The sequence below is a fragment of the Erythrobacter sp. SDW2 genome, assembly GCF_021431965.1.
Taxonomy (GTDB): domain Bacteria; phylum Pseudomonadota; class Alphaproteobacteria; order Sphingomonadales; family Sphingomonadaceae; genus Parerythrobacter.
In genome coordinates, this window is record NZ_CP090370.1 from 1,754,417 (window position 1) to 1,780,033 (window position 25,617).

At 63.9% G+C, this 25,617-nt stretch carries 21 protein-coding genes and 1 tRNA gene; 3 read left to right on the plus strand and 19 right to left on the minus strand.

All coding sequences use genetic code 11. The annotated features are described in order from the left end of the window. Positions 1-12: 12 nt before the first annotated feature. The 4 genes from LY632_RS08575 to LY632_RS08590 form a co-directional block, all read right to left on the minus strand. Entirely contained in the window at positions 13-1,134 is a 1,122-nt protein-coding gene (locus LY632_RS08575; RefSeq protein ID WP_234090728.1) for an SPOR domain-containing protein, read from the minus strand. Then, the gene (locus LY632_RS08580) at positions 1,118-2,128 is read right to left on the minus strand and encodes a lytic transglycosylase domain-containing protein (protein ID WP_234090729.1); all 1,011 of its coding nucleotides are present in this window, start codon (positions 2,126-2,128) and stop codon (positions 1,118-1,120) included. The genes LY632_RS08575 and LY632_RS08580 overlap by 17 nt, the downstream gene beginning before the upstream one ends. Positions 2,129-2,224: 96 nt before the next feature. Further along, complete coding sequence (locus LY632_RS08585; RefSeq protein ID WP_234090730.1) at positions 2,225-2,902, minus strand: sulfotransferase; 678 nt, start codon at positions 2,900-2,902, stop codon at positions 2,225-2,227. A gap of 68 nt (positions 2,903-2,970) precedes the next feature. Further along, entirely contained in the window at positions 2,971-3,888 is a 918-nt protein-coding gene (locus LY632_RS08590) for an aminotransferase class IV (RefSeq protein WP_234090731.1), read from the minus strand. 68 nt (positions 3,889-3,956) lie between these two features. On the opposite strand from LY632_RS08590, the gene LY632_RS08595 reads away from it, so the two are divergent. Further along, positions 3,957-4,046: transfer RNA gene (locus LY632_RS08595), tRNA-Ser, on the plus strand. Positions 4,047-4,176: 130 nt separating this feature from the next. Here the strand turns inward: LY632_RS08595 and LY632_RS08600 are convergent. The 6 genes from LY632_RS08600 to LY632_RS08625 form a co-directional block, all read right to left on the minus strand. Continuing rightward, positions 4,177-4,788 (minus strand): 2-hydroxychromene-2-carboxylate isomerase, encoded by a 612-nt coding sequence (locus LY632_RS08600; protein ID WP_234090732.1) that lies wholly within the window; start codon positions 4,786-4,788, stop codon positions 4,177-4,179. Then, entirely contained in the window at positions 4,788-6,659 is a 1,872-nt protein-coding gene (locus LY632_RS08605) for a cation:proton antiporter (protein WP_234090733.1), read from the minus strand. The genes LY632_RS08600 and LY632_RS08605 overlap by 1 nt, the downstream gene beginning before the upstream one ends. 21 nt (positions 6,660-6,680) lie before the next feature. Next, the gene (locus LY632_RS08610; RefSeq protein ID WP_234090734.1) at positions 6,681-7,937 is read right to left on the minus strand and encodes an amidohydrolase family protein; all 1,257 of its coding nucleotides are present in this window, start codon (positions 7,935-7,937) and stop codon (positions 6,681-6,683) included. A 25-nt stretch (positions 7,938-7,962) separates the two neighbouring features. Continuing rightward, complete coding sequence (gene lpdA / locus LY632_RS08615) at positions 7,963-9,411, minus strand: dihydrolipoyl dehydrogenase (RefSeq protein WP_234090735.1); 1,449 nt, start codon at positions 9,409-9,411, stop codon at positions 7,963-7,965. Further along, positions 9,404-9,766 (minus strand): acyl-CoA thioesterase, encoded by a 363-nt coding sequence (locus LY632_RS08620; RefSeq protein WP_234090736.1) that lies wholly within the window; start codon positions 9,764-9,766, stop codon positions 9,404-9,406. Before LY632_RS08620 ends, lpdA begins: the two co-directional genes overlap by 8 nt. Before the next feature lie 303 nt (positions 9,767-10,069). After that, positions 10,070-11,353 carry a pyruvate dehydrogenase complex dihydrolipoamide acetyltransferase gene (locus LY632_RS08625; protein ID WP_234090737.1) on the minus strand — a complete coding sequence of 428 codons (1,284 nt, stop codon included), beginning with the start codon at positions 11,351-11,353 and terminating at the stop codon, positions 10,070-10,072. Positions 11,354-11,528: 175 nt separating this feature from the next. Between LY632_RS08625 and LY632_RS08630 the strand changes: the two genes are divergently transcribed. Next, positions 11,529-11,978, plus strand: a complete 450-nt coding sequence (locus LY632_RS08630; RefSeq protein ID WP_234090738.1) for a universal stress protein — start codon at positions 11,529-11,531, stop codon at positions 11,976-11,978. 3 nt (positions 11,979-11,981) lie between these two features. Here the strand turns inward: LY632_RS08630 and rnr are convergent, their stop codons facing one another. The 9 genes from rnr to radA form a co-directional block, all read right to left on the minus strand. After that, positions 11,982-14,318 (minus strand): ribonuclease R, encoded by a 2,337-nt coding sequence (gene rnr, locus LY632_RS08635; RefSeq protein WP_234090739.1) that lies wholly within the window; start codon positions 14,316-14,318, stop codon positions 11,982-11,984. 23 nt (positions 14,319-14,341) lie between these two features. Then, entirely contained in the window at positions 14,342-15,721 is a 1,380-nt protein-coding gene (locus tag LY632_RS08640) for a M28 family peptidase (protein WP_234090740.1), read from the minus strand. Positions 15,722-15,909: 188 nt separating this feature from the next. Then, positions 15,910-17,454, minus strand: a complete 1,545-nt coding sequence (proS, locus tag LY632_RS08645; protein WP_234090741.1) for a proline--tRNA ligase — start codon at positions 17,452-17,454, stop codon at positions 15,910-15,912. A gap of 56 nt (positions 17,455-17,510) precedes the next feature. After that, positions 17,511-18,074: a polyhydroxyalkanoate synthesis repressor PhaR gene (gene phaR, locus LY632_RS08650; protein ID WP_234090742.1), complete on the minus strand. Its 564-nt coding sequence runs from the start codon at positions 18,072-18,074 to the stop codon at positions 17,511-17,513. A 92-nt stretch (positions 18,075-18,166) separates the two neighbouring features. Beyond that, positions 18,167-19,210 carry an alanine racemase gene (alr, locus tag LY632_RS08655; RefSeq protein ID WP_234090743.1) on the minus strand — a complete coding sequence of 348 codons (1,044 nt, stop codon included), beginning with the start codon at positions 19,208-19,210 and terminating at the stop codon, positions 18,167-18,169. A gap of 9 nt (positions 19,211-19,219) precedes the next feature. Further along, positions 19,220-20,833: an MFS transporter gene (locus tag LY632_RS08660; protein WP_234090744.1), complete on the minus strand. Its 1,614-nt coding sequence runs from the start codon at positions 20,831-20,833 to the stop codon at positions 19,220-19,222. A 48-nt stretch (positions 20,834-20,881) separates the two neighbouring features. After that, entirely contained in the window at positions 20,882-21,313 is a 432-nt protein-coding gene (locus LY632_RS08665) for an iron-sulfur cluster assembly scaffold protein (protein ID WP_234090745.1), read from the minus strand. Continuing rightward, positions 21,310-21,846, minus strand: a complete 537-nt coding sequence (locus tag LY632_RS08670; RefSeq protein WP_234090746.1) for a CvpA family protein — start codon at positions 21,844-21,846, stop codon at positions 21,310-21,312. Before LY632_RS08670 ends, LY632_RS08665 begins: the two co-directional genes overlap by 4 nt. Positions 21,847-21,860: 14 nt before the next feature. After that, complete coding sequence (radA, locus tag LY632_RS08675) at positions 21,861-23,228, minus strand: DNA repair protein RadA (RefSeq protein WP_234090747.1); 1,368 nt, start codon at positions 23,226-23,228, stop codon at positions 21,861-21,863. Positions 23,229-23,298: 70 nt separating this feature from the next. Here radA and LY632_RS08680 point away from each other — a divergent pair, with 70 nt between their 5' ends. Then, positions 23,299-25,614, plus strand: coding sequence for a patatin-like protein (locus LY632_RS08680; protein ID WP_234090748.1), 2,316 nt, complete (start codon positions 23,299-23,301; stop codon positions 25,612-25,614). Positions 25,615-25,617: the final 3 nt, after the last annotated feature.

Consider the following 25,617-nt stretch of genomic DNA (forward strand, 5'->3'; position numbering starts at 1 on the left):
GGAGCCGGTGGCCTATCCTGCTGAAACTACCTGAGCGTCGCTATAGCCAGCCGCCCGCACCTTGGCGAGCGCTGCCTCGGCCTGTCCACGGGTGGCGTAAGGCCCACAGCGGACACGGTAGATACTGCCGGACTTCGTCACGAAGCCGCCGTCGAGTTTGGCCGCGAGCCGCTTGGCGTTGGCTTCGCTGGAGAAGGCGGCGGCCTGGACCGCGAACTTGCCTTCCAATGCCGGGGCTGGTTCGCGCAGAGGGGTGTAAACAGGCTGCGCCGCCGGCATGGCTGCCTGTACCCCAGGAAGCGAGTAGCGCTGAATCTCCGGGGCACGGGGGACAGCTGCCGGCGCAGCCGGAACAGCGGCGCGGCTGGACTGCATCGGCATGGAGCCGGCCGGAAGCGGCGGCAGCGGATACACCTTGTTTGCCTTGGCAGGCTGGCTGCCGAAGGTACGGTCGAATTCGGTCTGCACAGGCGTCGTGCTGGCAGCCGAAGGTGCGACCGCCGTCGCGACAGGTCCAGTGCTTACAGGCGGACCCGACGGACCTGCGAGGCTGGCGAAGCCGCCATCTGCCGGTAGCTTCTTCTTCAGCACTGCCAGAAGCGAATCGGGCGTCGCGAGGCGTTCGGGGACCTGTTTGCCCATGCGCAGTTCGGCGCGTTCGGCCTCGGGCGGATTGACGCGGCGGACGCGCACCGGTTCGCCTTCGCGGATACCCAGCTGGGCTGCAGCACCCGGGGAAAGCGCCACTTCCCGCTGTGACGTCATCGGGCCCCGGCGATCGACGCGGGCGAGAATTGTGCGGCCGGTCTCCAGCGAGGTCACTTCGACATAGCTCGGCATCGGCAGTGTCTTGTGCGCCACGGAGACACCCTGCCCGCCTTCGCCATCGAAGGCGGCATAGCCGACAGTGTCGTAGCTGTAGGTGTCCTCTGGCGTGAACAGCTGGCCATCGACCGTGAACGGCTCGCCCAGCACTTGTGGATAGTCCGCCTCCGGACCGTAGGCTGCACCGGACCTTGGCGGAGCATCAAGGCTGGAAATGTCATAGCCGCCCGACCCACCGCCACAGGCGGCAAGCAAAGCGCTCAGGCCAAGGGCAAGGAAAGCCTTGTGGGCATTATCGGGCAATCTCATCGGCTAACAGCCCCACACTCATCGCGTAGTAGTTGGAGCAGTTATATTCGAGGATAACCCGATAATTTGAGGTTAAGAGCCAGGCACGCGTGCCAGGCCCATCGGGCTGGAACAGCGAAGTAAGCGTTCCGTCTGGCAGCGAACCATAGGGCTGGACACCGAGCTGGCGCCACTCCCCGACGGTCTTCCACTGGCTGTGCCGCTCATGCACCCGCGAGCATACAGGAGCGACCAGTTCGGTCTTGTAGCTGTCCGGATTGAAGCCTGCGGGCAGCGAGGCCTGCACGCCCCAGGGTATTCCGCTGCGCCAGCCCGAGTCCTGGAAATAGCGCGCGATCGAGGCGAGCGTATCGGCGCGATTGTCGAAAATATCGGCCCGCCCGTCGCCATCGCCATCGGTGGCCAGCCGCAAATACACGCTCGGCAGGAACTGCGGGTTGCCGAATGCTCCGGCCCAGCTGCCGACCAGCTTTGAGCGCGCGTAGCCCTTGTCGGCCACCTTCATCAGCGCGACCCATTCGTCCGCGAACAGATCGCGCCGCCGCCCTTCCCACGCCAGCGTGGCAAGCGAGCGCGAGAGGTCGAAATCGCCCTTGTAGCTGCCGTAATTGGTCTCGTGCCCCCAGATCGCCAGCAGGATCGGCGCCGGGACGCCGTAGCGGGACTCGATCCGGTCATGGAGATAGCGCGTAGCGTCGTACGCCCGCCGCCCGCCCTGGATGCGATTGTTGTCGACGTGGGTGTTGAGATAGGGCTGGAGCTTTGGAAAGCCGCTGCTGCTCGGGGTGCCGGGTTGCGAACGGTCGAGTTCGATCACGCGCTGGTTGGGCGTCAGTCCCTCGGTCATACGCAACAGGGTGGGTTCACTCACCCCCTCTGCTCTCGCCCTGGCCATCAGTATCTGGAGGTAGGAATCGAACGCCATGTCCTGCGCCGAAACGGGGGCAGCAAGAGCGATCGCGCTGAGGGCAAGGAGCAGGCGGTTCATTGGCATAGCTCGCCTTGTGTCACCCTCACACTGAATCGCCAATGACTGGAATGTGGGTTTTCGACCAGGGGTTGGTCGCACAGGCTGGAAAATCGCGAATGGTCATGGAGTTATCGCAAACTGCTTCAGCGTCTCGTAATCTTCGCGGCAGGCATCGGCGACCTCCCGATAATCTTCCGACAGTTCCGGCAAAGGACCCGGCGGATCGCCGAAGCCGGTCGAGGCATTGACCTTGTCATACCAGTGGCTGCCCCACACCCCGTCCTGCGGATGCGGGCCATGCGCCCATCGCAACATCGCTGGCTCCCAAGCGATATCAAGCGCTTGGCAGAGTTTCTTGAGAACGCTTTCGGGATTAGTCAGTACATCCGCACTATCCACCACGGGCGGTGCGCTGCCCCGTTGCTCGGCAATCATGTCGAAATAGCGCCGCTGGCGGGTGATGCCGAGATGGTCGGCATTGATGGCGCTGCGCTTGTTGGCATAGCTCGCCGCGACGCGGATGGGATCGCGGATCAGGAAGGCGTGGCGCATCTCGGGAAAGTCGCGGATGTCGACCGGCCCCTCCATATGGTGCGGCATGTGCTTCTGGTACCAGATCGGGCTGCCGTTGGGCACAGGGCCGCGCAGCGTTGCGGCAACCGACTGCCAGTCGCAGTCCATGCTGGCAATGACCGCGTCCGCCATCGGCTGCGGATCGCCAGTCGTTTCGAGGTAAGCGCCATAGAACGGCTCGTCGCTCACGAAGGTATCGGCGCGGCTGGAGAAACTGCGCATCATCGCGGTCGAGAGGTTGCGGGGCCCGCTCCACATTGCAATCCGAACGGGATCAGTGGCTTGCGATGACGTCATGCCGCCACATCCCGCTCCATCAGCGCCTTGTAGAGACGCTGCAACCGCTCAACCATCGGCCCCCTGCCCTGCGTCAGCTGGCGACCGTCGACCTCGGTGACGGGGACCACCCCGGCAAAGGTACCGGTAACGAAGGCCTCGTCCGCGCCATAGACATCGGTGAGCGAGAAATTTTTCTCGAACACCGGGATGCCTTCCTCGCGGCACACCCGGATGACATTGGCGCGGGTGATGCCGCCCAGGCAATAATCACCGCTGCTGGTCCAGACCTCGCCCTTGCGGACGATGAAGAAATGGGTCGAATTGCAGGTGGCGACGAAACCATGCGGATCGAGCATCAACGCCTCATCGGCCCCTGCCTGGGTGGCCTGGATGCAGGCGGTGATGCAATTAAGCTTGGAATGCGAATTGAGCTTCTGGTCCTGCACCGCCGGATCGCCGCGCCGGACATGGACCGTGAACAGGCGGATGCCCCGCTCGATGGTGGCGGGCAGCGGGGCCTTGTACTCGGGGATGATGACCACCGTTGCCGGTGAGATCACCACACGCGGGTCCTGGTACGGGGTCGAGCGGATGCCGCGCGTCACCATCAGGCGAATGTGGACCCCCGGCTGATCGCGCATGCCATTGCTATCGATGGTCTCGTAAAGTCGTGACGTCAGTTCGTCGCGGGTCAGGCCGATGTCCATCGCGATGGCCTTGGCGCCTTCGTAGAGCCGGTCGAGATGCGCCGCGAGGAAGGCAATGCGCCCCTTGTGGACCCGCAGCCCCTCCCACACCCCGTCACCCAGCATGAAGCCGCTGTCGAACACGGAGACGGTCGCCTGCGCCCGCGGGACGAGCGCGCCGTTGACGTTGATGAGGATGTTTTCGTTGCGCGGATCGGGCGCGAACTCATGGGTGCCTTGTGCCATGGGGCGGACCTTACTGCGCTGATGACAGGTGACAATCGCCAAAACGCCCGCTAGCGAGCGCACCACGCGGACAGGTGGCAGAGCGGTTGAATGCACCGGTCTTGAAAACCGGCGTGGGCGCAAGTCCACCGTGGGTTCGAATCCCACCCTGTCCGCCAAACGGGCTCGCCATCAGGCGGGCCCGTTTGGCGTTCAGGATGGTGGCAAGAATCCACCGGGTTCGGAGTCGGAGCCGCAAGGCGGAGACGTCCCGAAGGGACAATCCCACCCTGTCCGTCAAACCCGCGATCAGATCAGCGCCCGGATCCTCTGCGCCACGAGCGGCAACTGGTCGTTCCCGAAGTACCAGTGCTCTTCCCCGACAAAAATAGTCGGAGAGCCAAAGGCCCCGCGCGCAATCGCTTCGTCGGTGTTGGCGCGCAGGCGGTCCTTGACCGGCTGGCTTGCGGCCAGTTCGACCAGTGCCGCGCCGTCCATCCCGATCCCGTCCGCCACTTTGGCCAGCTCGGCCGGATCGTCGAGATTGCGCGCTTCGCCGAAATAAGCCTCGAACGCCGCCTCAGCAAAGCGCAGAAGCGCAGGGTGGTCATCCTCAAACGCGCAGCAGCAGCGCATCGCGTGGACCGACTTCAGCGGATGGTAGGGCGAAGGGAAATTCATCGCCACGCCCGCCAGCTGCGCCCATTCCTTGAGCCAGTCGAAACTGAGGAGCATCCGCGACTGGTCCCCCTCGCGCGCTTCGTAGACCCTGGGATTGACCGCATTGAATACCCCGCCGACCAGAAACGGTCGCCAGCGGGTTTCGGTCAGCGCGAATTCCGGCAAGCGCTGGTAATTGTGGAACGCCAGCCGCGTCCAGGGCGACGACAGGTCGAAGAAAAAATCGACAGCAACGGACATCACTCGGTCCCCAGTCCTCGCCTCATGATCTGGTCCATCTGGTCGCGCAGCTTGGGGTCCCATTCTCCGCGCAATTCGCGAACCTTGGCGATCAGTTCCTCGTTCTCATGTGCCGGGACATCGACCTTGTAGACATCCGCGATGGCCACCATCGAGCTGCGGTCCATGTCCTGGAAGGCGTCGGCCATCGCCTGCGCCGCCTGCCGGTCGTGCCCCATCGCTTCATAGGCCGAGCGGCCCATGCGGATCGAGCCGTCATAGACCTCGCGGATAATATCGCGGCAGCCGAGCGCCCACAGCTTGTAGACATGGTCCCGGTCGATCGCCCGGGCGATGACGTGCACCTTGGGATAGTTTTGCACGACATGGGCGACCAGCCGGTCGATCTGCTCCTTCTCGTCGAGCGCAACGATCAGCAGCTTGGCCCGGGCGATCCCGGCACTGGCGAGCAGGTCGGGCCGCGTGGCATCGCCGAAATAGGCCTTGGTGCCGAACTTCTCGAGATTGGCGATATGGCGCGAATCATAGTCGATCACGGTGGCCTTGTAGCCGGCCGCATCGAGCATCCGGTCGACAATCCCGCCGACCCTGCCGCGCCCGGCGAGGATGATCTCGTTGTTTTCGGCAATCGCATCGGCCTCGCGTTCGTCGCCGCCGGTGCAATACATCCGCATGATCACCTTGTCATAGACAATGAACAGCAGCGGAGTGATGAGCATGGAGGAAGCGATGACCAGCAGCAGCAGGCTCGCCAGATCCTGACCAAACACCGCATTGGCGACGGCGAAAGACACCAGCACGAAGCCGAACTCGCCCGCCTGTGCCAGCCCGAGCGAGAACAGCCAGCGGTCCTGCGCCCGCAGGTGGAACGCCTTGCCGATCGCGAACAGCACTGCCATCTTCGCGAGGACTACCACTGCGGTCCAGAACACGACATCGCCCAGACGGTCGCGCAGCAGGGTGAAGTCGATCCCCGCCCCGACGGTGATGAAGAACAGGCCGAGCAGCAGGCTCTTGAACGGGTTGATGTCGGCCTCGAGTTCGTGCCGGTATTCGCTGTTGGCAAGCACCACACCGGCGACGAAGGCACCCAATGCAGGCGAGAGGCCAACCAGCGTCATCAGCAGCGCGATACCGATTACGAACATGAGCGCCGCGGCAGTGAACAGTTCGCGCAATTGCAGGTTGGCGATCATGCGGAACACCGGGCGGGTCAGATAGATCCCGATCAGGATCACCAGCCCGACCGAGGCAATCGTAACGATGCCCGCCAGCCAGGTCGGCAGGTTCTCGACCAGATTGATGCCGCCGTGGCCATGGCCTGCATCGGCCCCATGGGTTGCACCGGCCAGTTCCGGTAGCGCCAGCAGGGGCAGCAGGGCAAGCATCGGGATCACCGCGACGTCCTGCACCAGCAGTACGGAGAAGCTCGCCTCCCCGCCCTGCGTCTTCATCAGGCCCTTTTCCTCGAGCGTCTGGAGCACAATGGCGGTGGAGGACAGGGCGAGGATCATCCCGATCGCCAGCGCGGTCTGCCACGGATTGCCGCCGACGAAGACTGCCACCGCCGCCAGCACCAGCGAAGTCAGCAGCACCTGCCCGCCGCCGAAGGCGACCAGGCGGCGCCGCATGTCCCACAGCCGCTTGGGCTCCAGCTCCAGCCCGATGACGAACAGCATCATCACCACGCCGAACTCGGCGAACTGCTGCATCTGGCCGACATCGACCCGCAGGACGCCCAGCAAAGGGGCAAGCGCCATCCCGGCGAGCAGGTAACCGAGGACCGTCCCCAGCCCGAAGCGCGTCGCCAGCGGCACTGCTACCACACCTGCCACCAGCAGGCTGAATGCGAGGATCAGGAAGTCGCCCATGGTATGCGCTGCGGTGCCGGCCTACTCGACCAGCACCCCGCCCTTCACCACCGCATCGACATCGGCCAGTTCACCCACATCGGCCAGCGGGTCGCCGGTGACCGCAATAAGGTCGGCCCATGCGCCCGGCTTAAGCGTGCCGACCTGCCCCTGTTGGCCCAGCGCCTCCGCCGCGTTGAGCGTAGCAGCCTGGATCGCCTGCAGCGGGCTCATGCCCAGCTGCACCATGATGGCGAACTGCCCACCGACATCCTCATGCGGCATCACCCCGGCATCGCTGCCGAACACCATGCGGACCCCGGCCTTGTGTGCCTTGGAGAAATTGTCGCGCTGGGCCTTGGACACCAGCCGCTCCTTGGCGAGGTTTTCTTCCAGCACGCCGTTCTTGGCCCCCTCGGACAAGGTGTATTCGGTGTTGAAGATATCCATCGACAGGAAAGTCCCGCGTTCCTTGGCGAGGCGAATGCCCTCGTCATCGATGAAGCTGGCGTGTTCGATGGTGTCGAACCCGGCGCGGATCGCGGCCTTGATGCCGTCGGCACCGTGCGCATGGGCGGCGGCCTTGAGGCCCCAGAAATGCGCTTCCTCGGCAATCGCGGTCAGTTCTTCCAGGCTGAGCTGCTGGATGCCCGGTGCCGTGTTGCGGCTGAACACGCCCCCGGTGGCGCAGGCCTTGATCACTTCCGCCCCGTATTTGCGCTGTTCGCGCACGCGTTTCTTGAGCTCGTCGGGGCTGTCGCCGACTGCCGGGCTCTTCTGGTTGAAGCTGGGCGGCAGAAAGGTGCTGTCGCAGTGCCCGCCGGTGGCGCCGAGCGCATAGTTGGCGTTGACGATACGCGGGCCGACGAGCCAGCCCTCGCCAATCGCCTGGTCCAGCCCGGCCACGTTGTAGTCGTCATCGCCCAGATTGCGCACAGTGGTGAAGCCGGCCTTGAGCATCTTCTCGGCATTGGCCGCAGCGAGGAAGGTCCAGAACCGGTCCGTGAACTGCAGGCCGCTGTAGCCGCCATATTCCGGCCGCCCGTCGAGATGGACATGCATATCGATGAGGCCGGGCAGGATGGTGTGCCCGGTGAGGTCGATCACTTCCGCTTCTGCCGGAGCAGAACCTGTGCTGACCGAGACGATCTTGCCGTCCTCAACCGCGATCACCGGCTTGGCGATGTATTGGCCGGTCTCGACCTCCAGCAGCCGGTCGGCCACCACATAGGTCGGCTCTGCCAAGGTAGCTGTCGAGGCGGAAAGGGCCGCCGCCATGAGTGTAAGTCGTTTCAGCATGGCGAAACCCCTGTTGATTGCCCGATCAGATATGCAGCGCCCGCCCGTAGGCCGAGAGCACGCTTTCGTGCATCATTTCAGAAAGCGTCGGATGCGGGAAGACGGTTTGCATCAATTCCGCCTCGGTTGTCTCCAGTTGCTTGCCGACGGTGTAGCCCTGGATCAGCTCGGTGACTTCCGCGCCGATCATGTGCGCGCCCAGCAGCTCGCCGGTTTTGGCGTCGAACACCGTCTTGATGAAGCCCTCGGCCTCGCCCAGCGCGATGGCCTTCCCGTTGCCGATGAAGGGGAAATTGCCGACCTTGACCTCGTGCCCCGCTTCCTTGGCCTTGGCTTCGGTCATGCCGACGCTGGCGACCTGCGGGTGGCAATAGGTGCAGCCGGGTATGTTGTTGCGATCAAGCGGGTGCGGATGGACGTCCTTGTTGCCCAGTTCCTGCGCGATGGCCTCGGCAGCGGTGACGCCTTCGTGGCTCGCCTTGTGCGCCAGCCAGGGGCCGGGAGTGCAGTCGCCGATGGCCCACAGGCCCTTGCTCTTGGTCCGGCCATAGGGATCGATCTGGATGAAGCCGCGGTCCATCTCGACCAGCTTTTCCAGTCCGATGTTCTCTGTGTTCGGAACGATGCCGATGGCGACGATGCAGTGAGTGAAGTCCTGCTCGACCGTCTTGCCCGAAGCCCCGGACCCCGATCCGGGGTTGATCTTGGCCTTCACGCCCTTGGCATCGGCCTTGATGTCTTCCACGCCCGCTCCGGTCAGGATGGTCATGCCCTGCTTCTTGAGGCTTTTCTCGAGGAAGGCGGACACTTCGTGATCCTCCACCGGCACGATCCGGTCGAGCATTTCGACCACGGTCACCTCCGCGCCCATATCATTGTAGAAGCTGGCGAATTCGATCCCGATCGCGCCGCTGCCGATCACCAGCAGCTTCTTCGGCATTTCGGGCGGGGTCATCGCGGTGCGGTAGGTCCAGATGCGCTTGCCGTCGGCAGGAGCAAAGGGCAGGTCGCGCGCGCGGGCGCCGGTGGCGACGATGATATGTTTGGCGGTGAGCTTCTCCTCGCCCTTGCCTGCCCCGGACCCCGATCCGGGGGCGCCTTTCACGGTCACAGAGGTCGGCCCGGTGAGCGTCCCCTCGCCCATATGCACGGCGATCTTGTTCTTCTTCATCAGATGGGTGACGCCCTGATTGAGCTGCTTGGCCACCCCGCGGCTGCGCTTCACCACTGCTTCCAGATCAGCCTCTATCCCCTGGGCCTTGAGGCCATAGTCGCCCGCGTGCTGCATATAGTGGAAGATCTCCGCCGAACGCAGCAGCGCCTTCGTGGGAATGCAGCCCCAGTTGAGGCAGATCCCGCCCAGGTTCTCGCGCTCGACAATCGCGGTCTTGAGCCCCAACTGCGCACAGCGGATCGCCGCGACATAGCCGCCGGGTCCGGAGCCGAGAACGATAACGTCGTATTGGTCAGCCATTCATGTCTTCCTTGGGGAGAGAAGCAGCCGCAACCGCGCGCGGCCTGTCGTTGTCGTCGAGCAGAACGAATTTGAAGGTCCCCTGCGCCACCTTGGTTTCCGCCTCGCCGTTGCGTGTCCGGGCGATGGCTTCGGCGGTGATGGTGAGCGAGGTGGTGCCGGTGGCGGCGATGGTGCAATAGACCGACAGCTCGTCGCCCACCTGCATCGCGCCGGGAAAGGCGAAGTCCGTGGCCGAAACGACCACCGCCTTGCCCTGCCCCTCGCGGCTGGCGAGCGATCCCGCGCCGAGCGCCATCTGCGCCATCAGCCACCCGCCGAACACCCCGCCATAGGGGTTGAGGTCGGTCGGCATGGCCGTGACGCGTATGAGGGGCTGACCTATCACCATCTATTGGTTGCCAAAAGAGCCGCGATGATAATCAGGATACCGCCAAGCGCCATCATTTGCGGACTGGGCCTTTTGAAAAGGGTGAAAGCGATCGCCAGAGACGCGACGCAAGCTACCCCGCTAATCGCGAGCAAGCTAAACGTCTGCCAGTGAAAGGCGCCGAGCAATGCAAGAAATCCCCATAAGACAGCTACTGCGCCGTAGACTGCCGCTGCTCCGAAGAGCACCAAGCCTTCGAGGATCGCGACTAATCGCATACTGAAAGACCTAGACCACCAGCCCCATCGGGTTCTCGCAAAGCTGCTTGAGGGCCTCCATCAGCTGCGCCCCGTCGGCGCCATCAATCGCGCGGTGGTCGAAGCTGCCGGTGGCGCTCATCACGGTGGCGGGGACGATCTGGCCGTCCTCGACCCACGGGCGCTGTTCGCCCGCGCCCACGGCGAGGATCATCGCCTGCGGCGGGTTGATCACCGCGTCGAACTGCTTGGTGCCGAACATGCCGAGGTTGGAGAGGCTGGCGGTGCCGCCCTGGAATTCATGCGGTTGCAGCTTGCCGTCCTTGGCCTTGCCCGCCAGCTCCTTCATCTCGGTGCTGATCTGGGCGAGGCCCTTGCGGCCCGCGTCGCGGATGATCGGGGTGATGAGGCCAGACGGCGCGGCCACCGCGACGGAGATATCCTGCCGCGAATACTCGAACAGCTCGTCGCCCTGGAAGCTGACATTGCACTTGGGAACGCGCTGCAGCGCACGGGCCAGCGCCTTGATCAGCAGGTCGTTGACCGACAGCTTCACACCGTCCGCCTCGAGCGAGGCGTTCAGCTGGCTGCGCAGCTTCAGCAGGGCATCGAGCCGGACGTCCACGGTGAGGTAGATGTGCGGGATCGTCTGCTTCGCTTCGGTCAGGCGGCGTGCGATGACCTTGCGGACATTGTTGAGCTTTAGCGCTTCGTATGGCGCATCGAGATCGCCGCCGAGCGTGGCGGGTTTGGCCGGGCCGGGTGCAGCAGCGGCCTGCGTCTTGGGCGCGGCCGAGGCCGTAGCGCCTTCGACATCAGCCTTGACGATCCGCCCGTTGGGACCGCTGCCCTTCACGCCGGCGAGGTCGATGCCCTTCTGTTCGGCGATGCGTTTGGCGAGGGGTGAGGCAATGATCCTGTCCCCACTCGTCGCCCCAGCGGAAGCTGGGGCCTCTCTCGGTGTCGGAGCCGGTGGCGCGGATTCGGCAGAGGTCCCAGCTTTCGCTGGGACGACGGTTTCCTCATGGGCAGGAGCAACAGCACCCGCCCCCTTCGCCGCATCCAGATCCTCGCCTTCTTCGGCCAGGATCATGATCACTTCACCGACCTTCACATTCTCGCTGCCTTCGGGGATCACGATTTCGGCCACCGTGCCTTCGTCGACCGCTTCGAATTCCATCGTCGCCTTGTCGGTCTCGATCTCCGCCATGATGTCTCCGGCGCCGACCGTGTCGCCGACCTTGACGAGCCATTTGGCGAGCGTGCCTTCCTCCATCGTGGGCGACAGCGCGGGCATCTTGATCTGGGTCGGCATGGGCGGACAAGGTTCCTCTCTGGCGGCCGGAGCAGCGACCGGCGCGGTTTCCGCTACGCTTTGGCCAATTTGCGCGCGCGCGGCAAGGCCATTGGCCCGTCACGCGCCGCCCCCTTGCCACGCATACGATTTCAGCGGATACGCGGGTCATTGGAAGGGCCGAGGACGGGGACTTATGCGCGCATTCCTGGTGATCGTCGACGAGACCGAAGAAGCGCACAAGGCGCTGCGCTGGGCCTCGCGCCGGGCGGTGGCGGTCGATGGCGCGGTGCATGTGCTGGCGCTGGTCCAGCCGCAGAACTTCAGCGCCTTCGGCAGTGTCCAGGCGACTATCGAGCAGGAAGCGCGCGACCGGGCCGAGGCGGTCGCCTCCAGCGCGGCGGGCACGCTGCTGGCCGAAAGCGGCAAGATGCCGCAGATCACCGTCAAGGTCGGCGAAGGGCGCAAGGTCATCAAGGAATATCTCGAGGAACACCCCGAGGTGCACGCGCTGGTGCTGGCCGCGGGCGAGAACAGCTCCGGCCCGCTGGTGATGCATTTCAGCGAAAATGCCTCCAGCCTGCCCTGTCCGCTGTTCATCATCCCCGGCCATTTCACCGATGAGGATATCGACCGGGTTACCTGAAAGCTATTTGCGCCGCTTGCCCTGATGGCGGATATTGCCCGGACGCCCGCGTTTCCCCTGCGCGGTTCCAGCTTTCTTGCGCGGTGCTTGGCGGTTGCCGCGCGGTTCGATCGGATCGCCCTCGGTATCGGGGACTTCGAACTTGAGCGCGCCTGTCAGCGGGTTAGCCTCCGCCAACTTGAGCTCCAGCCGCTGGCCGACCTCATAGCGGGTGCCGCTCTGCTCGCCGATCAGTGCTTGCGCCGCTTCGTCATGGCGGAAGTACTCGCGGCCCAAGGTCGATACCGGCACCAATCCGTCGCCACCCAAGTCCTGTATGGTGGCGAAGAAGCCGAAGCCCTGCACCCCGGTGATGCGGGTCTGGAAGGTCTTGCCGACATGCTGTGACAGGAACGATGCGACATAGCGGTCGATGGTGTCGCGTTCGGCCTCCATCGCGCGCCGCTCGGTGGTGCTGATCGCGTCGCTGATCTGCTGCAGGTCCTTGCGGTCGCGATCCGCCAGCCCTGAAGTCTCGGGCAAGTTGCTCTTCGGCTTGGGCTGTTCAAGCTTGTAAGCGTCGACCAGCGCACGGTGCACCAGCAGGTCGGAATAGCGCCGGATCGGCGAGGTAAAGTGAGCGTAGGACGCCAGCGCCAGCCCGAAGTGCCCTGCATTGCTGGGCCCGTAATAGGCCTGCGTCTGGCTCCGCAGCACCGCCTCCATCAGCAGCGCCCGCTCGGCCTCGTCGCTGACATCCTTGAGGAACCGGTTGAACAGCGTCGGGGTGATGACCTGCCCCAGCGCCAGCTTGCGGCCCATGGTGCCGAGATAGTCGCGCAAGGCGATGATCTTCTCGCGGTTCGGCGGTTCGTGGATGCGATAAACCACGGGTGCGGTCTTGGCCTCCAGCGCCTTGGCCGCGGCGACATTGGCGGCGATCATGAAATCCTCGACCACCCGGTGCGCATCGAGCCGTTCGCGCACGGCGATGTCGGCAATGCGGCCTTTCTCGTCGAGCACCACGCGGCGCTCGGGGATTTCCAGTTCGAGCGGGTCGCGCGCTGCGCGGGCGGCGGCGAGTGCTTTCCAGGCTTCCCATAGATGCTTGAGCTCGCCTGACGCCTCGCCGCTGTCGATCTGCGCCTGCGCGTCCTCATAGGCGATGTTGTGCGTCAGCCGCACGATGGCGCGGGTGAAGCGCCACGAGGTGACCTTGCCCTCGGCCGAAATGCGCAAGTGGCACGCCATGGCCGCGCGGTCCTCGCCCTGCTTGAGCGAGCAAACATCCGCGCTCAGCACCTCGGGCAGCATCGGCACGACGCGGTCGGGGAAATAGACTGAATTGCCGCGCTTGCGCGCCTCGCGGTCGAGCGCGCCGCCGGGACGGACGTAGTGCGACACGTCGGCAATCGCGACGATCGCCTGCCATGCGCCGGGATTGTCCGGGTCAGGCTGCGCCCAGATCGCATCGTCATGGTCGCGGGCATCGGCTGGGTCGATGGCGAGGATCGGGATATGCCGCAAATCCTCGCGCTTTTCCTCGCTCAGCGGCAGTTTGGCAGCGAGCTCCGCCTCCTCGATGGCGGCTTCAGGGAAGATGTGCGGAATGCCGAACTTGGCGATGGCGATCAGGCTGAAGCTGCGCGGGGCCAGCGGGTCGCCATAGACCTCGACCACCTTCACGCCCGAGCGGGGTGATTTGCCGGCCTGTTCGGCCAGCACCAGTTGCCCCGCTTCGGCCTGCCCAATGTCGGCGATGGGAACCGAATTGCGCACCCGCTTGTCGACCGGGGCAAGCCAGGGCTTGCCACTGCCGTCGAGTTCGACCACGCCCATCATGCCTTCGGTGCGGGCGGGCAGCTTCTTCATCGGGAAGGCGCGCCAGCCGTCCCCGGTTTCCTCTGTGCGCGCGAGCACGCGGTCGCCGCGCTTGAGCGCGGGCATGCCTTTGGATTTCTTGTCCCGGCGGCCCTCGACCACGACCAACCGGGGTGGCTTGGCGCCATCATCAGGCGACCAGTTGTCGGGTTCCGCCACGAGATCGCCATCATCGACATCGACGATCCGCAACACGGTGACCCTGGGTACGCCGCCCATGCGATGATAGGCGGTCTTCTTGCCGTCGATCAGACCTTCCTCGGCCATGTCCTTGAGCAGCTTCTTGAGAGCGATCTTCTCCTGACCCTTGAGGCCAAATGCCTTCGCGATTTCCCGCTTGCCGGCGGGCGTATCGGCGGACTGGATGAACTCGATCACCTGCTCGCGTGAAGGCAGGCCCTCTGGACGAGTGCTGCGGTGCGGCGCAGGTTTGCGGGAAGCGGGCTTGCGCTGGGGCGGTTTACGGGGAGGCTGGGCCATATATCCGGCATATGGGCGAGCGCCTACTTGCTGTCACCCTCTTCCTTGGCAATCGGCTCGAAAGCCCCGGCAGGGACTGCGCTGGCGACGGGGCTGCACACATCGCCATTGCAGGCGCTGACGCCGAAGATCCAATCGTCACCACGAACAGGGACGACCAGTTCGAACTTGCGCTCGGGCACAGGCGTTACTGCCGCATTGGCCGCCGGCGTCTCGCTCGAGGCGATACCGAAATCGCGGGACCAATAGGGTTCGTCGGTTCGTCTTCCGAACACGAGGTAAGTCGAGGCCCCTTCCACACCGTTCCACGTGATCAGTGTATCGGTTCGGACTGCTGCATTCGCCGACACCTTGGGCGGCATCGGCGCCCTTGCGAGCTCTTCAAGCGCCCGCACATTGAGTTGCGTCACCTTGGCGAGATAGGGGAAGTCCATCTCGTCGACCGTGTCGCCATAGGTCACGCCGTCCTCGACCCGCAGGTCCTGGTGCTGGTGGTCGTAATCCTCCACTGCGACCGAGATGCGGATCGCGGGATAGCCCTTCTCCAGGAACGGGATCTGGTCCCCGCCCCGCCCCATGCGGTCGGTGCGCCAGATCTGGCGGACGTTGAGACCGTCCGGGTTCTCTTCTGCCAGCCCGTCGAGCCAGCGCGAGAGATTGCGGCTGGGGCTGTCGTTCTCGCCCCCCTCGCGGCGCTGTGCGGCGCGCAGGGCATCGGTCAAATCGGCGCGCGGGCCTTCGGAAAAGACGCGGACGGCCTTGTCATCGCAATAGCCGTCACTGCCGCAGCTGCCGCCGACGATATCGTTGTTGAGCACCGCCTTGACGGTGAAGCCTTGTTCGGCCGCCCAATCGGCCAGCAGCCGCCCGCCGAACAGTCCCTGCTCCTCGCCCGAAAGCAGCGCGTAGATGATCGTCGTCGGGTATTTCTTGCCCGAAAGCACCCGCGCCGCCTCGATTGTCAGCGCCGTGCCCGAGGCATCGTCATTCGCGCCCGGCGCATCGCTTTGCCAGTCGAGCACGTCGCTGACGCGGCTGTCGATATGACCCTGGACGATGACGACTTCTTTGGGCCGTTCCGTCCCCCACTGGATCGCCACCGCATTGCGCAACCGCACCGGCTCCGGAATGCGAGGTCCCGAAACCATGCGTTCGGGCAGCACGACTTCCAGGCAGCCGCCGCATTTCTCCGAGATGGCACGGAACTGGTCCGCGCCCCAGTCGACCGCCGCGCCGATCCCGCGCTCGGGATTGTCCTGTTCGGACAGCGTGTGGCGCGTGCCGAAAGCGACCAGCCGCTCGACATCGGCCTTGAGCCGGTCAGCGGAAACGGAGTCGGCGGGATGATCCTGCGCCGCGAGCGGTGCGGCGAGGAGAACGGTGGCGAGAAGGAGTTTGCGCATGGCGTCATTGTTACGGCAATCGAGCGCCAACACAACACCCGTCACCGCACTATCGCGAAAGCATTTTCCCACACGGCCAGCGCTCGCCAGCCTTGCGCCAGCTCTTTGAAATCGCTGCCTCTATCCGCCCGCCACTGCCTGCGCGCGGTGTAGGGTTTTGGTGTGAACTTAGTGTGACCTTTCGACCTTCAATAAGCCTTGGCGACGTAAATCCACTCCACTGCGGGTTCGCCGGTGAAGATGCAGCAACCGGTCGGCTTGGGTGCGTTCATCGGCACGTTGCGGATGGTCAGCTTAAGTTCCTTGAGCTGTTCGACCACTTTCTCCAGTACGGCTCCGGTCGGCTTGGCCCATTGCACCTCGACCCAGCCGGGGAACTTGCGCTCTTCGGAGAAATATTGGCGGATCTGCTCGAAATCGGTGCAGCCGCCGACAATCATAGCATTGCGGCGCGCCTGTGCCTCGCCGAACAGGCCGGCCTGGATTTCGCCCAGGAAGGTCGCAATGTTGTCGGCCAGTTGCTGACGTGTCGGGGCCTGGAAGGCGACCTTGCCGGTTTCCATGTCCCACAGTCGGTCACGCCGCAGCAGGCTGACAACGCCATTTTCCATGTCGCGCCCGCCGACCTCTATAATCAGGGGGGCGCCCTTGCGGACCCAGTCCCAACGCTTGGCAGTAGCCTTTCCCGCCTTGTCGTCAAGCAGCACGCGGACCGGTTCGCCGAGTGCCCATTCCTTGGCAAGCATTTCGCGCAGTTGCCCGCAATAGGCCAGCAGCTCCGCATCCTCGGGCTTCTCGCGCAGCATTGGTAGGATCACGACCTGCCACGGCGCGATCTTGGGCGGCACGCGCAGCCCGTCGTCATCGCCATGCGTCATGATGACACCGCCGATCATGCGGGTCGACACGCCCCAGCTGGTGGTGTGGCAATATTTCTCGCCGCCTTCGCTGGCCTGGTACTTGATGCCCGAAGCCTCGGCGAAATTGGTCCCGAGATAATGGCTGGTGCCGGCCTGCAGCGCCTTGCCGTCCTGCATCATGGCCTCGATCGACCAGGTCTCGACCGCGCCGGGGAAGCGCTCGTTTTCCGGCTTCTCGCCCGCGATGACGGGCAGCGACAGGTCCTCTTCCGCGCAGGCGCGATATACCTCGAGCATGCGCAGCGTGTGTTCCTTGGCCTCTTCCGCGGTGGCATGGGCCGTATGCCCTTCCTGCCACAGGAACTCGCTGGTGCGCAGGAACATGCGGGTGCGCATTTCCCAGCGCATCACATTGGCCCACTGGTTGAGCTTGAGCGGCAGGTCGCGCCAGCTACGGATCCAGCGCGCCATCGCATCGCCGATGATGGTTTCCGAAGTCGGACGGATAACCAACGGTTCTTCCAGCTTGGCAGAGGGGTCCGGGATCAATCCGCCGTCGGGCCCGGCAATCAGCCGGTGGTGCGTGACCACCGCCATTTCCTTGGCGAAGCCATCGACATGCTCGGCTTCGCGCTCGAAGTTGGCGAGCGGGATCAGCAGCGGGAAATAGACGTTGTCGTGACCAGCGGCCTTGATCCGATCATCGAGCAGGCGCTGGATGCGTTCCCAGATGCCATAGCCCCACGGCTTGATCACCATGCAGCCACGCACGCCCGATTCCTCGGCCATGTCGGCAGCGGCGATAACGGCCTGGTACCAGGCGGCGAAGTCTTCCTCGCGCGTGACGTCGAGGGCATGGCGGAAATTCTTCACGACCGAAAATCCTGTGGTTTGGCAATAGATTGGGGCGGGTCAGAGCGTGTTGGACGCTACTTGCCCAGTTCGTCCAGCTTCTTCTGCATGGCAGCCATCTGCTCTTTAAGCGCGGCCAGTTCGTCATCCTTCGATGGCTTGGCGGGGTCCGGCTTCTTGCCGCCGGGCAGGCCGCCGGGAATGAAGGCTTCGCCCATGGCCTTCATCATCGCCATGTTGGTTTCGTGCAGCTTGGCGAGCGGGTTGGCGGCGAGACCTTCGCGGAACGCCTCCTGCAGCTTCTCGCGGTTCTGGCGAAAGTTCGCCATGCTGGCCTCCAAATAGCTCGGCATCATCGCCTGCATCGAATTGCCGTACATCGAGATGATATCGCGCAGGAAGCTGACCGGCAGCATCTGCTTGCCGCTGGTCTCTTCCTCCATGATGATCTGGGTCAGGATGGTGTGGGTGATATCGTCGCCGGTCTTGGCGTCGAGCACCTGGAAGTCGACCCCGTCGCGGGTCATGCCGGCCAGATCATCGAGCGTGATGTAGCTCGAGCTCTGGGTGTTGTAGAGGCGCCGGTTGGCATATTTCTTGATGACGACGGTGTCGCCTTCGGCGGTGTTCTTGCGGGCCATGGCGGGGCTGGTCTTCCGGTCAATGCTGCGCACAATGCTGCGATGCAATCGGCCTTAGCACCTGCAATATGTGCAATGCAATGTAGCGGGTTTCAGCCGCGCAGTCGGCGTCCGAGGATGGTCAGCAGTTCGTACTGTGAAAGGCCGGTCACAGCCGATCCTTCGGGCAGGCTGTATGGCACATCGAGCCAGTCGCCCACCTTGAGATCGGGTGCTGCGGCGAGATCGACCACAATCATGTCCATCGACACCTTTCCCAGGATCGGCAGCTTGCGGCCCTGGCTCTCAAGCGCCCTGCCCTTGCCGCCCCACGCCCGCAGGAAACCATCGGCGTAGCCGAGCGACACCGTGCCGACTCGCGTCTGCGCCGGGGCCGTGAATTCACGGTTGTAGCCGACGCTCTCGCCCGCGAGCAGCTCGGCGACCTGGATCAAGGCGGCCTGCAGGTAGGCGACCTGCCGGACTTGGCCCGCCAGTTCCGGGCGCGGGATACCGCCGTAAAGCGCCAGGCCCGGGCGCGTGAGATCCAAGGCGTAGTCAACCCCCAGCCCGATCCCGGCACTATTGGAGAGGCTCACCTCCTTCACTTGCACCTTGTCGCGAACCGCTAGGAGCGATGAAAGCTGCGCAGCATTGGCCAGGCTGTCCTCATCAGCGGAAGAAAGATGCGACATCAGCACCTCGATATCGAGCGCGGCAATGGCTGGATCGCTTGCCTCCTCCGGCCTTATGCCAAGCCGGTGGATGCCGGTATCGACCATCAGGTGGCAGGGGCCACCACCTGCCTCGGTCCAGACCTGCGCCTGGTGGATCGAGTTGATCACTGGCCGCACACCCGTAGCGCGAGCGTAAGCAGCTTCTTCGGCTGAGTTGGCTCCGTGCAGGACCGAGACCTGCTCTGGCGGAACATGCTTGAGCACCTCTGCGACTTCGCTCCAGTGTGCGATAAAGAAGTCGCGCGCTCCCGCATCGCGCAGCGCCGGTACACAAGCGTCGACACCAAGCCCATAGCAGTCGGCCTTGACCGCGGCCCCTGCCCTTGCCCGTCCCGACAGTCGGTCAAGAGCACGCCAATTGGCGGTGAGCGCCTCGCGGTCAACATTGAGGCGCAAGGTAGGGGGCGGCGGGGGAACCATCTCGGCGGGCTATTCCTCGAAGTCGCACGGCGGGCCGCCGGGGATGCCCCACCAGGCCACGGCCAGACCGAAGGCCATCACCACCCAGCAGTACCACAGCCCGGCATAGGCATTGCCGGTGCTAGCCACGATGTAGCCTGCGATCAGCGGCAGGAACCCGCCGAGATAACCCGCGCCGATGTGATAGGGGATCGACATCGAGCTGTAGCGGATCCGCGCCGGGAACATCTCCGCCAGCAAGGCCGCAACCGAGCCATAGGTCAGTGCCGATAGCATCCCGAGCGCGCAGAGCAGCCCGACGATGCCTATGAGGTTCGGCAGTGGAGGCGATTGCCTGGAGAAATCATAACCCTTGGCTTCGAAAGCAGTCTGCAATGCGGCCTTGCGGGTCGCATCGTCCGAGATGTCTGCTGCGACGGCTTCGCCGCCGACGGTAACGCTCGGTCCACCGGTCGAGCCGGTCAGGTCATAGCTCACCCCGAGCGAGGTCAGGTCTGCCAGCAGACGCCCACACTCGGTTGCCTGCTTGCTGGCAAAGGGATCGAAATCGCACTGCTCGCCGGAAACAGAGATGGGTGCCTCCCGCCCACTTTGCGCGAGGCCCGGATTGCTGAGAGCGCCGAGCCCCCAGAAGATCGGGAACAGGAATAGCAAGGTGGCAAGGGCGCCGATGATGATCGGCTTCTTGCGACCCACCCGATCCGACCACTTGCCGACCATGACATAGAAGCTCATCGAGATGAGACCTGCAATCAGCACGATGATCTCGGTTACGCCCTCGTCCATCCGCATCGGTCCGCGCAGGAACGAAAGGCCGTAGAAGAAAGCTGTGTACCAGATCACTGTCAGCACACCCGCAACGCCAAACAACGCAATGAAGATGCGCTTCTTGTTGCCAGGATAGGTAAAGCTTTCGACGAAGGGATTGCCGGCCGTTTCGCCTGCTTCCTTCATCGCCTGGAACACCGGGCTTTCCGACAGCTTCATCCGCATCCACAGCGAAATCAGCAGCAGGATGATCGAGAGCAGGAACGGGATGCGCCATCCCCAGGCGGCAAAGTCGTCGGCCGGAATGAGCGCCCGGCACAGCAGCACCACCAAGATCGAAAGCACGAACCCGCCGACGACGCTGGCCTGGATGAAGCTGGTATAGAAGCCGCGCTTCTCGGGCGGAGCGTGTTCCGCGACGTAGATCGCCGCACCTCCGTATTCACCGCCTAGTGCAAGCCCTTGAAGGATGCGCAGGACGAGGACGATCAACGGTGCAGCGATGCCGATGCTCGCGGCACCGGGCACGAGACCGACACCCGCGGTGGCGATACCCATCAGCGTGACAGTAACGAGGAAAGTGTATTTGCGTCCCAGCCGGTCGCCCAGAAAACCGAAGAGGACCGCGCCGAGCGGACGGAAGCCGAACCCCACCGCGAAGCCGGCCCAGACCAGCAGGATCTCGAGCGTCTCATTGTCGCTCGGGAAGAACGCTGCACCGATCAGCGCGGCGAGCGTGCCGTAGATGAAGAAGTCATACCATTCGAAGATCGTCCCGGCGGACGAAGCGGCGATGACCAGCCGGATTTCCTTCTCGGTCGGTTCCCGCCCCTTGAGGGCTGCTGCCTCGCTCATGACTAACTCGCTCTCCCTGCTGCGAAGCGGCCATCCCTAGCGGGGGTCTCATGCGATGGAAAGCGCCTGCTCGGCAGCCTTCCACGGGAGCAAGATCGCTCCATGACGCGCCGGGTAATCTCGCGCCCGGGCGATCAGGGAAAGGTCGGGCCAATCGGGCAGGTCGCTTTCGCTCGAAAGCCACTTTTCCAGAGCGAGGCTCGAAGCGAGAACGGAATCGAGTCCGGTACCAACAGCGTGCCGGGCGAAGATCGCCGCGCTGGCCTGTCCTATGGCGCAGGCTGTAACCTTCATGCCAATCGCAGCGATACCGCCGCTCTCGTCGCAGGATACGCGGATCTCGAGCGTGCTGCCGCAGGTTTTGGAGCGCGCGCTGCCCCGAAGGGGAAGGGCTTCGCTGAGGGGATACTTCGCCAGCTCGACAGCCAGGGAAAGGATTTCAGGCGTGTAGATTGAACCGGATGACCTGCCTGTCGTCACAAGCCGAGCAGCTCGTCCTGCCTCTTCTTCTCGGCATGCAAAACCGCGCGTCGTTCTGCGATCAGTTCGACCAGCGCTTCCGAGCTTGCGTTGATGACCGGATAGGTCCGGGCCGTCGTGATCCAGGTGGGACGTCCCTGATAACCCCAGACCTGATCATAGCCGAGCACAAGGACTGAGAATGCGAGAACCGAGATGATTGCACCCTTGATCGCCCCGAAACCGAAGCCGAGCACACGGTCGATGGGGCCAAGGAGCGACTTGCGGACTCCGTCGACGGTCCGTCCCTCGATCAGTTTCATCCCGGCATAGGGAATGAGCAGCAGCATCACGAATGCAATGATGGCAGCACCGGTTTCGGTCGGGACATACGGCTCGATCCCGACATAGAGCGGCGTGTGCAGGTTCCTGATGGCAAACAGCGCCAGGATCCAGGTCGCGAGCGACAGAACTTCGGGCAGGAATCCCCGCAGGAAACCGCCTATCGCCGCAACGCCGACGATCCCGAAGACTATGAGGTCGAATCCGGTCATATCCGGCGCAGTAACTAGGTTGTGGTTACTACCCGGTCAACGAGCGACGCGAGGCGCTCGACGGGAGAGAAGCGCATGCCGTCGATCTTGTCCACGTCATTCTTCGGGCCGCATCCGGTGGCGAACCCCAGCTTGGCCGCTTCGCGCAATCTCAGCCCGGCGTGAGCGACGGGCCGAACCTCGCCCGCCAGCGAAACTTCGCCGAACCAGACCGAGCGATCAGGTAAGGGTTTGTCAGTCAAGGCGGAAACCAAAGCGGCTGTGACCGCGAGATCTGCTGCGGGATCGGACAGGCGATAGCCGCCGGCGACATTGAGATAGACTTCGGCCGAGCTGAAATTGAGGCCACAGCGCGACTCCAGCACTGCAAGCAACATAGCCAGCCGTCCACTGTCCCAGCCGACAACAGCGCGCCTTGGCGTGGCCCCGGATTGCAGCCTGACGATCAGCGCCTGCACTTCGATCAGCACCGGTCGCGTTCCTTCCAGCGCAGGGAAGACTGCGCTACCTGCCAGCGGCTCGTCGCGACCGGAGAGGAACAGCAGCGAGGGATTGGCGACTTCTTCCAAACCCTTGCCTGCCATTGCGAAGACACCGATCTCGTCGACTGCACCGAAGCGGTTCTTGAGCGCGCGCAGGATGCGGTACTGGTGGCTCCGCTCGCCCTCGAAACTCATCACCACGTCGACCATGTGCTCGAGCACGCGCGGCCCGGCGATATTGCCGTCTTTGGTCACATGACCGACAAGCACCAGCGCGGTGCCGGTTTCCTTGGCATAACGGATCAACTCGAACGCGCAGCCGCGGACCTGACTTACGGTTCCCGGAGCGCCCTCGATCGTGTCGGAGTACATTGTCTGGATCGAATCGATCACCAGCATGGCCGGCGCTTCCATTGTGCCGAGCGTGGTCAGGATATCGCGCACCGAGGTGCTGGAGGCGAGTTTGAGCGGGGCGTCAGCCACTCCCAGTCGCGACGCGCGCATTCGCACCTGCCCGGCGGCTTCCTCGCCGCTGACATATACGACCGACTGGCCACGTTTGGCGATATGCGCCGCGGCCTGCAGCAAGAGGGTCGACTTGCCGATCCCCGGGTCGCCACCCATCAGGATTGCACATCCAGGAACCAGCCCGCCACCCAGCGCCCGGTCGAATTCGGCGAGCCCGGTGCTCCGCCGGACCAGCTCATCCCCGGGCTGGTTGAGGTCGACAAACTCGATCGACCTGCCCCCGCTTGAGAGATCGTGCTTGAGCGAAAAGACCGTTGCCGGCGCATCCTCGACCAGCGTGTTCCACTCGGCACAGTCGGCGCATTGCCCTTGCCAGCGATGCGCGACCGAGCCGCAATTCTGGCACACATAGCGTTTCTTGGTCTTGGCCATGGGCGATCGATAAACAGAACATTTGCAGAACGCAATTGCTATCGGGCGCGAACCTGCCCACAATCCACTTATGCGGCAGAAAGAGCTTCGCATTGCGCTGGTGTGTTACGGGGGGGTCAGCCTCGCCGTTTATATGCACGGCGTGACCAAGGAGCTGTGGCACCTCGCCCGGGCCAGTCGCGCCTTCCATAGCTCAGAAGCCCCGCCATCGGGCAGCGCAGGTGTCTATGAAGCTTTGTTGCAAGCGATCGAGCAGGACACCGGCATCCGGCTGAGGGTGCTGCCTGACATTCTGAGCGGGGCTAGTGCAGGTGGTATCAATGCCGTCTTTCTTGCTCAGGCAATCCATTCAGGCGCCTCGCTGGAACCGCTCACAGATCTGTGGCTGGAGAACGCCGACGTTGACCGTTTGCTGGACCCCGATGCCCGCCCGCTTTGGCGCTTCGCCAAGTTCTGGGCCCAGCCGATCGCCTGGTGGCTGCTTAGCCGCCCCGGCAACGCCGTCTCGGAAAGTGTCGCGCCCGAAACCCGCTCGGAGGTTCGGGCGAAGGTGTCACGCTTCATTCGAGGACGTTGGTTCGAACCCCCGTTCTCGGGCATCGGTATGTCGGGCCTGTTGTTCGACGCGTTGCAGACCATGGCCGAGGGTGAGCTGGGGCCACCGCTTCTGCCCGAAGGTCATCCCATCGACCTGTTCGTGACCGCGACCGATTTTCGCGGCTACATCGAAATGCTCCGGCTCAACAGTCCGCCGCTGGTGGAAGAAAGCGAGCACCGGATGCCGATCACATTCCATGGCATTGCCACTCGCGAGGCTGGTTCGGATCTCGCCGATCCGTTGGAACTGACACTTGCCGCACGCGCGACGTCGAGCTTTCCGGGAGCCTTCCCCCCCCTCACATTGGATGAGATTGATCGCCTGGCGAAAGCTACCGGTCGACAATGGTGGAACCGCAAGGCCTTCCTCGACCGGGTGATGCCGGCGCATGTCGCAGCCGAGAGCACAGGCACAGTTGCGCTGATCGATGGTTCAGTGCTGGTCAACCGACCTTTTGCCGGAGCTATCGACGCCCTGCATGGGCGCCCAGCCCATCGCGAAATCGACCGGCGGTTCGTCTACATTGACCCCCGGCCAGACCGCGTCGGCAGCTTGCGCGAAGAAGCGGACAAGCCGGTTGGTTTCTTCGCCGCCATCTTCGGATCGCTGTCGACCATCCCGCGCGAGCAGCCTATCCGCGACAACCTCGAGGCGCTCGAAACCCAATCGCGCGAGGCAGAGCGGCTGCAGCGGGTCATAAGTGGGATGCGACCAGGGATAGAAAATGCAATCGAGCGCCTGTTCGGACGGACCTTCTTCCTCGATAGCCCCACTCCAAAGCGCTTGGCCGCATGGCGCAACAAAGCTCAGCAAGCGGCGGCCGAAAGCGCTGGCTTTGCGTTCCATGCCTATGTCCAGACCAAGTTCATCGGCATCGTCGAACAGCTTGCAGAACTGGTCGAAGCAGCGGCACCGCAGCTAGGATTGCCGGACACCCGTCCGGTGGTCGAGGCCCTGCGAAACGAACTCGATGCGCGCGGACTAACCGCATTGTCGATGCCGTCAGGCGGAGCGACCGCAGAGGCGATTGCCTTCTTCCGGGCCTATGACCTTGCCTTCCGCATCCGCAGATTGCGGTTGCTCGCCCGCCGTCTATCGCGCGACTGGGATGCAGATCCGGAGATCGATGATCTCGCGCTCGATCAGGCTCGCGAGAGCATCTACGAAATCCTGTCGCTCTATTTCGACCGCGAGGGGCTCGATCACATGGACGCGAGCTTTGCCCAGTTGGCGACCAACGTTCTTGAGGACCCGGGTGCAGTCATCGATGCCTTGGCCCAGCAGCATTTGCTGCCCGGTGTGGACAAACAAGCTGAGGAGCTGCTGGCCGATGCATTGCAGGCCATGCCGAAGAACCTGCGACGCAGGATGCTGCTGACCTATCTCGGCTTCCCCTTCTACGACGTCGCGACCCTGCCATTGATCGGGCCTCACGGATTGACCGAGTTCGAAGGCGTGAAGGTTGACCGGATCAGCCCGGAGGACGCCCGCTCGATCCGCGAAGCCGGCACGCGGGCGACGCTCAAGGGCATCGAATTCTACAACTTCGGTGCCTTCTTCAGCCGTGTCTATCGCGAGAATGATTACCTGTGGGGACGGCTGCACGGGGCGGAGCGGATGATCGATCTCGTTTGCTCGACCGTCGATCACAACTGGCCAGACATGCGGTGCCAGCAATTCAAACGCGACGCATTCCTCGCGATCCTTGACGAGGAAGAACAGGCCGGACGATGCAAGAAGACACAGATAGATGAGCTGCGGCGGGAAATTGCCGAGCGCCTTGGCTAGGCC